This window comes from Dryocola clanedunensis (assembly GCF_038405435.1).
Lineage (GTDB): Bacteria > Pseudomonadota > Gammaproteobacteria > Enterobacterales > Enterobacteriaceae > Dryocola > Dryocola clanedunensis_A.
The window spans coordinates 1-9,900 of the sequence record NZ_JBBYHZ010000019.1; the positions used below are offsets into that span (position 1 = coordinate 1).

Annotated in this window: 22 protein-coding genes; all 22 read left to right on the forward strand. The window is 49.6% G+C overall.

Annotated features, from left to right (window positions below):
- The coding region (locus AAE045_RS22130; RefSeq protein WP_130634147.1) for an EF-Tu C-terminal domain-related protein at positions 1-68 on the forward strand (68 nt) is incomplete at its 5' end.
- Positions 69-217: 149 nt separating this feature from the next.
- Entirely contained in the window at positions 218-412 is a 195-nt protein-coding gene (gene bfd, locus AAE045_RS22135; RefSeq protein WP_167615012.1) for a bacterioferritin-associated ferredoxin, read from the forward strand.
- A 72-nt stretch (positions 413-484) separates the two neighbouring features.
- The gene (gene bfr, locus AAE045_RS22140; protein ID WP_455426644.1) at positions 485-961 is read left to right on the forward strand and encodes a bacterioferritin; all 477 of its coding nucleotides are present in this window, start codon (positions 485-487) and stop codon (positions 959-961) included.
- Positions 962-1,357: 396 nt separating this feature from the next.
- Positions 1,358-1,669: a 30S ribosomal protein S10 gene (gene rpsJ, locus AAE045_RS22145; protein ID WP_001181005.1), complete on the forward strand. Its 312-nt coding sequence runs from the start codon at positions 1,358-1,360 to the stop codon at positions 1,667-1,669.
- A 31-nt stretch (positions 1,670-1,700) separates the two neighbouring features.
- Positions 1,701-2,330, forward strand: a complete 630-nt coding sequence (gene rplC, locus AAE045_RS22150) for a 50S ribosomal protein L3 (protein WP_016538466.1) — start codon at positions 1,701-1,703, stop codon at positions 2,328-2,330.
- A 10-nt stretch (positions 2,331-2,340) separates the two neighbouring features.
- A complete protein-coding gene (rplD, locus tag AAE045_RS22155) occupies positions 2,341-2,946 on the forward strand; it encodes a 50S ribosomal protein L4 (protein WP_202308032.1) in 606 nt (201 codons plus the stop codon).
- Positions 2,943-3,245: a 50S ribosomal protein L23 gene (gene rplW / locus AAE045_RS22160; RefSeq protein ID WP_034499029.1), complete on the forward strand. Its 303-nt coding sequence runs from the start codon at positions 2,943-2,945 to the stop codon at positions 3,243-3,245. Before rplD ends, rplW begins: the two co-directional genes overlap by 4 nt.
- Positions 3,246-3,262: 17 nt before the next feature.
- Positions 3,263-4,084 (forward strand): 50S ribosomal protein L2, encoded by an 822-nt coding sequence (gene rplB / locus AAE045_RS22165; RefSeq protein WP_049033778.1) that lies wholly within the window; start codon positions 3,263-3,265, stop codon positions 4,082-4,084.
- 16 nt (positions 4,085-4,100) lie between these two features.
- Positions 4,101-4,379: a 30S ribosomal protein S19 gene (gene rpsS, locus AAE045_RS22170; protein WP_001138115.1), complete on the forward strand. Its 279-nt coding sequence runs from the start codon at positions 4,101-4,103 to the stop codon at positions 4,377-4,379.
- A gap of 14 nt (positions 4,380-4,393) precedes the next feature.
- Positions 4,394-4,726, forward strand: coding sequence for a 50S ribosomal protein L22 (rplV, locus tag AAE045_RS22175; protein WP_002919773.1), 333 nt, complete (start codon positions 4,394-4,396; stop codon positions 4,724-4,726).
- 17 nt (positions 4,727-4,743) lie between these two features.
- The gene (gene rpsC / locus AAE045_RS22180; RefSeq protein ID WP_202308035.1) at positions 4,744-5,445 is read left to right on the forward strand and encodes a 30S ribosomal protein S3; all 702 of its coding nucleotides are present in this window, start codon (positions 4,744-4,746) and stop codon (positions 5,443-5,445) included.
- A gap of 11 nt (positions 5,446-5,456) precedes the next feature.
- A complete protein-coding gene (rplP, locus tag AAE045_RS22185; protein WP_008927134.1) occupies positions 5,457-5,867 on the forward strand; it encodes a 50S ribosomal protein L16 in 411 nt (136 codons plus the stop codon).
- Positions 5,867-6,058: a 50S ribosomal protein L29 gene (gene rpmC / locus AAE045_RS22190; RefSeq protein ID WP_008457158.1), complete on the forward strand. Its 192-nt coding sequence runs from the start codon at positions 5,867-5,869 to the stop codon at positions 6,056-6,058. The genes rplP and rpmC overlap by 1 nt, the downstream gene beginning before the upstream one ends.
- On the forward strand, positions 6,058-6,312 hold the full coding sequence (gene rpsQ / locus AAE045_RS22195; RefSeq protein WP_202308043.1) for a 30S ribosomal protein S17: 255 nt from the start codon (positions 6,058-6,060) through the stop codon (positions 6,310-6,312). Before rpmC ends, rpsQ begins: the two co-directional genes overlap by 1 nt.
- A gap of 166 nt (positions 6,313-6,478) precedes the next feature.
- Positions 6,479-6,850, forward strand: coding sequence for a 50S ribosomal protein L14 (rplN, locus tag AAE045_RS22200; RefSeq protein WP_002438705.1), 372 nt, complete (start codon positions 6,479-6,481; stop codon positions 6,848-6,850).
- Positions 6,851-6,860: 10 nt separating this feature from the next.
- Complete coding sequence (rplX, locus tag AAE045_RS22205) at positions 6,861-7,175, forward strand: 50S ribosomal protein L24 (RefSeq protein ID WP_041142967.1); 315 nt, start codon at positions 6,861-6,863, stop codon at positions 7,173-7,175.
- Positions 7,176-7,189: 14 nt separating this feature from the next.
- Positions 7,190-7,729 carry a 50S ribosomal protein L5 gene (gene rplE / locus AAE045_RS22210; RefSeq protein WP_202308045.1) on the forward strand — a complete coding sequence of 180 codons (540 nt, stop codon included), beginning with the start codon at positions 7,190-7,192 and terminating at the stop codon, positions 7,727-7,729.
- A gap of 13 nt (positions 7,730-7,742) precedes the next feature.
- The gene (gene rpsN, locus AAE045_RS22215; protein ID WP_202308054.1) at positions 7,743-8,048 is read left to right on the forward strand and encodes a 30S ribosomal protein S14; all 306 of its coding nucleotides are present in this window, start codon (positions 7,743-7,745) and stop codon (positions 8,046-8,048) included.
- A gap of 30 nt (positions 8,049-8,078) precedes the next feature.
- Positions 8,079-8,471 (forward strand): 30S ribosomal protein S8, encoded by a 393-nt coding sequence (rpsH, locus tag AAE045_RS22220; protein ID WP_202308064.1) that lies wholly within the window; start codon positions 8,079-8,081, stop codon positions 8,469-8,471.
- A 13-nt stretch (positions 8,472-8,484) separates the two neighbouring features.
- Positions 8,485-9,018: a 50S ribosomal protein L6 gene (gene rplF, locus AAE045_RS22225; protein ID WP_271129516.1), complete on the forward strand. Its 534-nt coding sequence runs from the start codon at positions 8,485-8,487 to the stop codon at positions 9,016-9,018.
- 9 nt (positions 9,019-9,027) lie between these two features.
- Positions 9,028-9,381 carry a 50S ribosomal protein L18 gene (gene rplR, locus AAE045_RS22230; protein ID WP_202308068.1) on the forward strand — a complete coding sequence of 118 codons (354 nt, stop codon included), beginning with the start codon at positions 9,028-9,030 and terminating at the stop codon, positions 9,379-9,381.
- A gap of 14 nt (positions 9,382-9,395) precedes the next feature.
- Positions 9,396-9,896, forward strand: coding sequence for a 30S ribosomal protein S5 (gene rpsE, locus AAE045_RS22235; RefSeq protein WP_121264447.1), 501 nt, complete (start codon positions 9,396-9,398; stop codon positions 9,894-9,896).
- The last annotated feature ends 4 nt before the right edge of the window (positions 9,897-9,900 follow it).

Genomic DNA, 9,900 nt, shown 5'->3' on the forward strand with positions numbered 1-9,900 from the left:
TGCGTTTCGCAATCCGTGAAGGCGGCCGTACCGTTGGTGCTGGCGTTGTTGCTAAAGTTATCGCTTAATCGCTGATACCTTTGTATAAAAAAGAGCGCTTCGGCGCTCTTTTTTTTTACATTTTTTATCGCGGCAGGCTTGCACTCATCAGCGCTGTGCTATTGTAATCATAACTATTCTCATTTACACTTTGCGCAGAATTTGAACGGGAGTGCTTATGTACGTTTGCTTGTGTAATGGTGTGAGTGATAAAAAAATTCGTCAGGCAGTGCGCCAGTTTCAGCCTCAGTCTTTCCAGCAGCTCCGCAAGTTTATCCCGGTAGGGAACCAGTGTGGCAAGTGCATCAGAGCCGCGCGGGAAATCATGCAGGAAGAGTTGCTGCAGATCCCGGAATTTAAAGAGATCGCTTAAGCTCGTCACTTTTTTTTGACTTACTCCGTGCTACATCTACGCTTCATGTAGTGGAAGCGGAGGGAGTAAAAAATGAAAGGTGATATTAAGATAATAAATTATCTCAATAAATTATTGGGAAACGAGCTTGTCGCGATCAATCAGTATTTTCTCCATGCGAGAATGTTCAAAAACTGGGGCCTGATGCGCCTCAACGAAGTCGAATACCATGAGTCCATCGATGAAATGAAACACGCCGATAAGTACATCGAGCGTATTCTGTTTCTTGAAGGCATTCCTAACCTGCAGGATTTAGGCAAACTCCACATTGGTGAAGACGTCGAAGAGATGCTCCAGTCAGATCTCAATCTGGAAATGGAAGGGGCCAAAGATCTGCGCGAAGCCATCGCTTATGCAGATACTATCCACGACTACGTCAGCCGGGACATGATGATTCAAATCCTCGCGGAGGAAGAGCATCACATTGACTGGCTGGAGACAGAGTTGGATCTGATTTCTAAAATTGGCCTACAGAACTATCTTCAGTCGCAGATTAAAGAGCAAAGCTAATTTCATTCATCGTTAACCTATGTTCGTTAAATTATCCCGTCACACCACCCGCTATCGCAAGGTAAGCTCCAGAAGGTAGCGGCGTGGTGAAAGCTTTCCCTCCTGGGCTTCATAATCTCACCAACCTTCATTCATCCAGTAAACCGCTTAAGCGACATTCCCGAACGAAAACACTGTTTAAATCGTAAGCATGACTTGCTTCGTGGCCGGATTTACGTATAATGCGCGGGCCTGTCTTAATTGACGGCTGGTTCGATAAGAGCCCGGTAGTGCAGTTTGCTGCCAACAATGTTCCCAATTGGGGAACTATGTATGAACGATTACACTCTCCCATCAATCGTAATGGGTGCGAGTAGTAATTTTTTTCGTCTATAAAATAATTGGAGCTCTGGTCTCATGCAGAACCAAAGAATCCGTATCCGCCTTAAAGCGTTTGATCATCGTCTGATCGATCAATCAACTGCGGAAATCGTCGAGACTGCTAAGCGCACTGGTGCGCAAGTCCGTGGTCCGATCCCGCTGCCGACCCGCAAAGAGCGCTTTACCGTTCTGATCTCCCCGCACGTCAACAAAGACGCGCGCGATCAGTACGAAATTCGCACTCACAAGCGTCTGGTTGACATCGTTGAGCCAACTGAGAAAACCGTTGATGCTCTGATGCGTCTGGATCTGGCTGCTGGTGTTGACGTGCAGATCAGCCTGGGTTAATCAGGTCATTGACGATTGAGAGGTTGAAACAATGATTGGTTTAGTCGGTAAAAAAGTGGGTATGACCCGTATCTTCACAGAAGACGGCGTTTCTATCCCTGTAACCGTAATTGAAGTTGAAGCAAACCGTGTTACTCAGGTTAAAGACCTGGCTAACGACGGCTACCGTGCTGTTCAAGTTACCACTGGCGCTAAAAAAGCTAACCGTGTAACTAAGCCGGAAGCTGGTCACTTCGCTAAAGCTGGCGTAGAAGCTGGCCGTGGTCTGTGGGAATTCCGCCTTGCTGAAGGCGAAGAGTTCACCGTAGGTCAGGACATTAGCGTTGAGCTGTTTGCTGAAGTCAAAAAAGTTGACGTAACTGGCACCTCTAAAGGTAAAGGTTTCGCAGGTACCGTTAAGCGCTGGAACTTCCGTACCCAGGACGCTACCCACGGTAACTCCTTGTCCCACCGCGTTCCGGGTTCTATCGGTCAGAACCAGACTCCGGGCAAAGTGTTCAAAGGCAAGAAAATGGCAGGCCAACTGGGCAACGAACGCGTAACCGTTCAGAGTCTGGATGTAGTACGCGTTGACGCTGAGCGCAACCTGCTGCTGGTTAAAGGTGCAGTTCCGGGCGCAACCGGTAGCGACCTTATTGTTAAACCAGCTGTGAAGGCGTGAGGAGATAGCAATGGAATTAGTATTGAAAGACGCGCAAAGCGCGCTGACTGTTTCCGAAACTACCTTCGGTCGTGATTTCAACGAAGCGCTGGTACACCAGGTTGTAGTTGCTTATGCAGCTGGTGCCCGTCAAGGTACTCGTGCTCAGAAGACCCGTGCTGAAGTAACTGGTTCCGGTAAAAAGCCGTGGCGCCAGAAAGGTACCGGCCGTGCGCGTTCAGGTTCTGTTAAGAGCCCGATCTGGCGTTCCGGTGGCGTAACCTTCGCTGCTCGCCCGCAGGACCACAGTCAAAAAGTTAACAAAAAGATGTACCGCGGAGCGCTGAAAAGCATTCTGTCCGAACTGGTACGTCAGGATCGTCTGATCGTTGTCGAACAGTTCTCTGTCGAAGCGCCTAAAACTAAGCTGCTTGCTCAGAAACTGAAAGACATGGCCCTGGAAGATGTGCTGATCGTAACCGGCGAACTGGATGAGAATCTGTTCCTGGCTGCGCGTAACCTGCATAAGGTTGACGTGCGCGATGTAGCAGCTATCGACCCAGTTAGCCTGATCGCCTTCGACAAAGTCGTTATGACTGCGGAAGCAGTTAAGCAAGTTGAGGAGATGCTGGCATGATCCGTGAAGAACGTCTGCTGAAAGTACTGCGCGCGCCGCACGTATCTGAAAAAGCATCCATGGCGATGGAAAAAACCAACACCATCGTTCTCAAAGTTGCTAAAGACGCGACCAAAGCAGAGATCGTTGCTGCTGTTGAGAAACTGTTCGAAGTAGAAGTTAAAGGCGTAAATACTCTTGTTGTTAAAGGCAAGACAAAGCGTCACGGACAGCGTATTGGTCGTCGTAGCGACTGGAAAAAAGCTTACGTCACCCTGAAGGAAGGCCAGAATCTGGACTTCGTCGGCGGCGCTGAGTAAGTCGGAGGAGAAAGACAATGGCAGTTGTTAAATGTAAACCGACATCTCCGGGTCGTCGCCACGTAGTTAAAGTGGTTAACCCTGAGCTGCATAAGGGCAAACCGTTTGCTCCGCTGGTTGAAAAAAACAGCAAATCCGGTGGCCGTAACAACAATGGTCGTATCACTACTCGTCACATCGGTGGTGGTCACAAGCAGGCTTATCGTATTGTTGACTTTAAACGCAACAAAGACGGTATCCCGGCAGTTGTTGAGCGTCTTGAGTACGATCCGAACCGTTCTGCGAACATCGCACTGGTTCTGTACAAAGATGGCGAACGCCGTTACATCCTGGCCCCTAAAGGCCTGAAAGCAGGCGACCAGATTCAATCTGGCGTTGATGCTGCAATCAAAGCAGGTAACACCCTGCCGATGCGCAATATCCCGGTTGGTTCTACCGTTCATAACGTAGAAATGAAACCAGGTAAAGGCGGTCAGCTGGCACGTTCCGCAGGTACCTATGTGCAGATCGTTGCACGTGATGGTGCTTACGTTACCCTGCGTCTGCGTTCTGGTGAAATGCGTAAAGTCGAAGCTGACTGCCGCGCAACACTGGGCGAAGTCGGCAACGCTGAGCATATGCTGCGCGTTCTGGGTAAAGCAGGTGCCGCACGCTGGCGTGGTGTTCGTCCTACCGTTCGCGGTACTGCGATGAACCCAGTCGATCACCCACATGGTGGTGGTGAAGGTCGTAACTTTGGTAAGCACCCGGTATCTCCGTGGGGCGTTCAGACCAAAGGTAAGAAGACCCGCAGCAACAAGCGTACTGATAAATTTATCGTACGTCGCCGTAGCAAATAATTTTAGAGGATAAGCCATGCCACGTTCTCTCAAGAAAGGTCCTTTTATTGACCTGCACTTGCTGAAGAAGGTAGAGAAAGCGGTGGAAAGCGGTGACAAGAAGCCCCTGCGCACTTGGTCCCGTCGTTCAACGATCTTTCCTAACATGATCGGTTTGACCATCGCTGTCCATAATGGTCGTCAGCACGTTCCAGTTTTCGTTTCCGATGAAATGGTCGGTCACAAACTGGGTGAATTCGCACCGACTCGTACTTATCGCGGCCACGCTGCTGATAAAAAAGCGAAGAAGAAATAAGGTAGGAGGAAGAGATGGAAACTTTAGCTCAACATCGCCATGCTCGTTCTTCTGCTCAGAAGGTTCGCCTTGTTGCTGACCTGATTCGCGGTAAGAAAGTGTCGCAGGCTCTGGATATTCTGACCTACACCAATAAGAAAGCGGCTGTATTGGTTAAGAAAGTACTGGAATCTGCCATTGCTAACGCTGAACACAACGATGGCGCTGACATTGACGATCTGAAAGTCGCGAAAATCTTCGTAGACGAAGGCCCTAGCATGAAGCGCATTATGCCTCGTGCAAAAGGTCGTGCAGATCGCATCCTGAAGCGCACCAGCCACATTACTGTGGTTGTGTCCGATCGCTGAGACTCTGGAGACTAGCAATGGGTCAGAAAGTACATCCTAATGGTATTCGCCTGGGTATTGTAAAACCTTGGAACTCTACTTGGTTTGCGAACACCAAAGAATTCGCTGACAACCTGGACAGCGATTTTAAAGTTCGTCAGTACCTGACTAAGGAACTGGCGAAGGCGTCTGTATCTCGTATCGTTATCGAGCGTCCAGCTAAGAGCATCCGTGTGACTATTCACACTGCTCGCCCGGGCATCGTTATCGGTAAGAAAGGCGAAGACGTAGAAAAACTGCGCAAGTACGTAGCGGATATCGCTGGCGTTCCTGCACAGATCAATATCGCCGAAGTGCGTAAGCCTGAACTGGACGCAAAACTGGTTGCTGACAGCATCACTTCACAGCTGGAACGTCGTGTTATGTTCCGTCGTGCTATGAAGCGTGCGGTACAGAATGCCATGCGTCTGGGCGCTAAAGGTATCAAAGTTGAAGTTAGTGGTCGTCTGGGCGGTGCCGAGATCGCACGTACCGAATGGTACCGTGAAGGTCGCGTGCCATTGCACACTCTGCGTGCTGACATCGACTACAACACCTCTGAAGCGCACACCACATATGGTGTAATCGGCGTTAAAGTGTGGATCTTCAAAGGTGAGATCCTGGGTGGGATGGCTGCTGTTGAACAACCGGAAAAACCGGCTGCTCAACCTAAAAAGCAGCAGCGTAAAGGCCGTAAGTAAGGAGAGTCGCTGTGTTACAACCAAAGCGTACAAAATTCCGTAAAGTGCACAAAGGCCGCAACCGTGGTCTGGCTGCAGGAACGGATGTTAGCTTCGGCACTTTCGGTCTGAAAGCTGTTGGCCGTGGTCGTCTGACTGCACGTCAGATCGAAGCAGCACGTCGTGCAATGACCCGTGCAGTTAAGCGTCAAGGTAAAATCTGGATCCGTGTGTTCCCAGACAAACCTATTACTGAAAAGCCGCTTGAAGTGCGTATGGGTAAAGGTAAAGGTAACGTGGAGTATTGGGTTGCCTTGATCCAGCCAGGTAAAGTCCTGTATGAAATGGACGGTGTACCTGAAGAGCTGGCCCGTGAAGCCTTCAAGCTGGCAGCAGCGAAACTGCCGATTAAAACCACCTTTGTAACTAAGACGGTGATGTAATGAAAGCAAAAGAGCTGCGTGAAAAGAGTGTTGAAGAGCTGAACACCGAGCTGCTGAACCTGCTGCGTGAGCAGTTCAACCTGCGTATGCAAGCTGCAAGTGGCCAGTTGCAACAGACTCACCTGCTGAAGCAAGTGCGTCGTGATGTTGCACGTGTTAAGACTTTATTGACTCAGAAGGCGGGTGCGTAATGACCGATAAAATCCGTACTCTGCAAGGTCGCGTTGTCAGCGACAAAATGGAGAAATCCATTGTTGTTGCCATCGAACGTTTCGTGAAGCACCCAATCTACGGGAAATTCATCAAGCGTACGACCAAACTGCACGTACATGACGAGAACAACGAATGTGGCATCGGTGACGTGGTTGAAATCCGCGAATGCCGTCCACTGTCCAAGAATAAATCCTGGACACTTGTTCGCGTTGTAGAGAAAGCTGTTCTGTAATACAGTACGCGTTCTCAAACTAATAAACGGCTCAGTAGTGGGCCGTTTATTTTTTCTACCCATATCCTGGAACCGGTGTTATAATGCCGCGCCCTCGTTTATGGGGCTTTTTAACGACCTAATACTTAGGTCCCGAAGTAGTAGTTGACATTAGCGGAGCACTGAAATGATCCAAGAACAGACTATGCTGACGGTAGCCGACAACTCCGGCGCGCGTCGCGTAATGTGTATCAAGGTTCTGGGTGGCTCGCACCGTCGCTACGCAGGCGTCGGCGACATCATCAAAATTACCATCAAGGAAGCAATTCCTCGCGGTAAGGTGAAGAAAGGCGATGTCCTGAAAGCGGTAGTGGTGCGCACCAGGAAGGGTGTTCGTCGCCCGGACGGTTCTGTCATTCGCTTCGATGGTAATGCATGCGTTATTTTAAACAATAACAGCGAGCAGCCAATCGGCACGCGTATTTTTGGGCCGGTAACTCGTGAACTGCGTAATGAGAAGTTCATGAAAATTATCTCTCTGGCACCAGAAGTACTCTAAGGAGCGAATCATGGCAGCTAAAATCCGTCGTGATGACGAAGTTATCGTGTTAACCGGTAAAGATAAAGGTAAGCGCGGTAAAGTTAAGAATGTCTTGTCTTCCGGCAAGCTCATCGTTGAAGGTATCAACCTGGTTAAGAAACATCAGAAGCCGGTTCCGGCCCTGAACCAACCAGGTGGCATCGTTGAAAAAGAAGCTGCAATTCAGGTTTCTAACGTTGCTCTCTTCAATGCGGCAACCGGCAAGGCTGACCGTGTAGGCTTTAGATTCGAAGACGGCAAAAAAGTCCGTTTCTTCAAGTCTAACAGCGAAACTATCAAGTAATTTGGAGTAGTACGATGGCGAAACTGCATGATTACTACAAAGACGAAGTAGTTAAAAAACTCATGACTGAGTTTAGCTACAATTCTGTCATGCAAGTCCCTCGGGTCGAGAAGATCACCCTGAATATGGGTGTTGGTGAAGCGATCGCTGACAAGAAACTGCTGGATAACGCAGCAGCTGATCTGACAGCAATCTCCGGTCAAAAGCCGTTGATCACCAAAGCACGCAAATCTGTTGCAGGCTTCAAAATCCGTCAGGGCTATCCGATCGGCTGTAAAGTAACTCTGCGTGGCGAACGCATGTGGGAGTTCCTTGAGCGCCTGATCACCATTGCTGTACCACGTATCCGTGACTTCCGTGGCTTGTCCGCTAAGTCATTCGATGGCCGTGGTAACTACAGCATGGGTGTCCGTGAGCAGATCATCTTCCCAGAAATCGACTATGACAAAGTCGATCGCGTTCGTGGTTTGGATATTACCATTACCACTACTGCGAAATCTGATGATGAAGGCCGTGCTCTGCTGGCTGCCTTTAACTTCCCATTCCGCAAGTAAGGTAGGGTTACTAATGGCTAAGCAATCCATGAAAGCACGCGAAGTCGTTCGCGTAAAACTGGCTGACAAGTACCGCGCTAAGCGTGAGGAATTGAAAGCTATCATCTCTGGTGTGAACTCATCCGACGAAGATCGTTGGAATGCTGTTCTTAAGCTACAGTCTCTGCCGCGTGATTCCAGCCCGTCCCGTCAGCGTAAACGCTGCCGCCAAACTGGCCGTCCACATGGTTATGTGGGCAAATTCGGGTTGAGCCGTATTAAGCTTCGTGAAGCCGCAATGCGCGGTGAAGTACCTGGCTTGAAAAAGGCTAGCTGGTAATATCCAATTGAATCACGGGAGTAAAGACAGATGAGCATGCAAGATCCGATCGCGGATATGCTGACCCGTATCCGTAACGGTCAATCCGCGAATAAAGTTGCGGTCACCATGCCTTCCTCCAAGCTGAAATTGGCAATTGCCAACGTGCTGAAAGAAGAAGGCTATATCGAAGATTTTAAAATTGAAGGCGACACTAAGCCTGAACTGGAACTTACTCTTAAGTATTTCCAGGGCAAGGCTGTGGTAGAGAGCATTCAGCGAGTCAGCCGCCCAGGTCTGCGCATCTATAAGAAAAAAGATGAGCTGCCTAAAGTTATGGCCGGTATGGGTATTGCTGTCGTTTCTACCTCTAAAGGTGTTATGACTGATCGTGCAGCGCGCCAGGCTGGTCTTGGTGGCGAAATTATCTGCTACGTAGCCTAATTGGAGGAATAAAATGTCTCGTGTTGCTAAAGCACCGGTCGTTATTCCTGCTGGCGTAGAGGTAAAACTCAACGGTCAGGTTATTTCGATCAAAGGTAAGAACGGCGAGCTGACTCGTACTATCAACGATGCTGTTGAAATCAAACACGCTGAAAATGCTCTGACTTTCGCTCCGCGCGAAGGTTTTGCAAACGCGTGGGCCCAGGCGGGTACCACTCGTGCGTTGTTGAATGCAATGGTTGTCGGTGTTACCGAAGGCTTCACTAAGAAGCTGCAGCTGGTTGGTGTAGGTTATCGTGCGGCTGTTAAAGGCGACGTGGTGAATTTAGCCCTGGGCTTCTCTCACCCTGTTGAGCATAAGCTGCCTGCGGGTATCACTGCTGAATGTCCAACTCAAACTGAAATCGTGCTGAAAGGCGCTGATAAGCAGGCGATTGGCCAAGTAGCTGCTGACCTGCGTGCCTACCGTCGTCCTGAGCCATATAAAGGCAAGGGTGTTCGTTACGCCGACGAAGTCGTGCGTACCAAAGAGGCTAAGAAGAAGTAAGGTAACACTATGGATAAGAAATCTGCTCGTATCCGTCGTGCGACCCGCGCACGTCACAAGCTTAAAGAACTGGGTGCGACTCGTCTGGTGGTACATCGTACCCCGCGTCATATTTACGCACAGGTTATCGCACCAAACGGTTCAGAAGTCCTGGTAGCTGCATCTACTGTAGAAAAAGCTATCACTGAGCAATTGAAGTACACTGGAAACAAAGACGCCGCTGCAGCTGTGGGTAAAGCTGTTGCAGAGCGCGCACTGGAAAAAGGCATCACTGTTGTTGCTTTTGACCGTGCTGGTTTCCAATATCATGGTCGTGTCCAGGCACTGGCAGATGCTGCCCGTGATGCTGGCCTTCAGTTCTAAGGTAGAGGTGTAAGATGGCTCACATCGAAAAACAAGCTGGCGAACTGCAGGAAAAGCTGATCGCGGTAAATCGCGTATCTAAAACCGTTAAAGGTGGTCGTATTTTCTCCTTCACTGCTCTGACAGTGGTTGGTGATGGTAACGGTCGCATTGGTTTTGGTTACGGAAAAGCGCGTGAAGTTCCAGCAGCGATCCAGAAAGCGATGGAAAAAGCCCGTCGCAACATGATTAACGTCGCGCTGAACCACGGCACCCTGCAGCACCCTGTTAAAGGTGTGCACACAGGTTCTCGTGTGTTCATGCAGCCGGCTTCCGAAGGTACCGGTATCATCGCCGGTGGTGCAATGCGCGCCGTTCTGGAAGTCGCTGGAGTTCATAACGTTCTGGCTAAAGCATATGGTTCCACTAACCCGATTAACGTGGTTCGTGCAACTATTGATGGCCTGGCGAATATGAAATCTCCGGAAATGGTCGCTGCCAAGCGTGGTAAATCCGTTGAAGAAATTCTGGGGTAATTGA

Bases quoted from the DNA above. Each gene is read 5' to 3' on its own strand.
- bfd (WP_167615012.1), top strand. From the start codon at position 218: ATGTACGTTTGCTTGTGTAATGGTGTGAGTGATAAAAAAATTCGTCAG.
- bfr (WP_455426644.1), top strand. From the start codon at position 485: ATGAAAGGTGATATTAAGATAATAAATTATCTCAATAAATTATTGGGA.
- rpsJ (WP_001181005.1), top strand. From the start codon at position 1,358: ATGCAGAACCAAAGAATCCGTATCCGCCTTAAAGCGTTTGATCATCGT.
- rplC (WP_016538466.1), top strand. From the start codon at position 1,701: ATGATTGGTTTAGTCGGTAAAAAAGTGGGTATGACCCGTATCTTCACA.
- rplD (WP_202308032.1), top strand. From the start codon at position 2,341: ATGGAATTAGTATTGAAAGACGCGCAAAGCGCGCTGACTGTTTCCGAA.
- rplW (WP_034499029.1), top strand. From the start codon at position 2,943: ATGATCCGTGAAGAACGTCTGCTGAAAGTACTGCGCGCGCCGCACGTA.
- rplB (WP_049033778.1), top strand. From the start codon at position 3,263: ATGGCAGTTGTTAAATGTAAACCGACATCTCCGGGTCGTCGCCACGTA.
- rpsS (WP_001138115.1), top strand. From the start codon at position 4,101: ATGCCACGTTCTCTCAAGAAAGGTCCTTTTATTGACCTGCACTTGCTG.
- rplV (WP_002919773.1), top strand. From the start codon at position 4,394: ATGGAAACTTTAGCTCAACATCGCCATGCTCGTTCTTCTGCTCAGAAG.
- rpsC (WP_202308035.1), top strand. From the start codon at position 4,744: ATGGGTCAGAAAGTACATCCTAATGGTATTCGCCTGGGTATTGTAAAA.
- rpmC (WP_008457158.1), top strand. From the start codon at position 5,867: ATGAAAGCAAAAGAGCTGCGTGAAAAGAGTGTTGAAGAGCTGAACACC.
- rpsQ (WP_202308043.1), top strand. From the start codon at position 6,058: ATGACCGATAAAATCCGTACTCTGCAAGGTCGCGTTGTCAGCGACAAA.
- rplN (WP_002438705.1), top strand. From the start codon at position 6,479: ATGATCCAAGAACAGACTATGCTGACGGTAGCCGACAACTCCGGCGCG.
- rplX (WP_041142967.1), top strand. From the start codon at position 6,861: ATGGCAGCTAAAATCCGTCGTGATGACGAAGTTATCGTGTTAACCGGT.
- rplE (WP_202308045.1), top strand. From the start codon at position 7,190: ATGGCGAAACTGCATGATTACTACAAAGACGAAGTAGTTAAAAAACTC.
- rpsN (WP_202308054.1), top strand. From the start codon at position 7,743: ATGGCTAAGCAATCCATGAAAGCACGCGAAGTCGTTCGCGTAAAACTG.
- rpsH (WP_202308064.1), top strand. From the start codon at position 8,079: ATGAGCATGCAAGATCCGATCGCGGATATGCTGACCCGTATCCGTAAC.
- rplF (WP_271129516.1), top strand. From the start codon at position 8,485: ATGTCTCGTGTTGCTAAAGCACCGGTCGTTATTCCTGCTGGCGTAGAG.
- rplR (WP_202308068.1), top strand. From the start codon at position 9,028: ATGGATAAGAAATCTGCTCGTATCCGTCGTGCGACCCGCGCACGTCAC.
- rpsE (WP_121264447.1), top strand. From the start codon at position 9,396: ATGGCTCACATCGAAAAACAAGCTGGCGAACTGCAGGAAAAGCTGATC.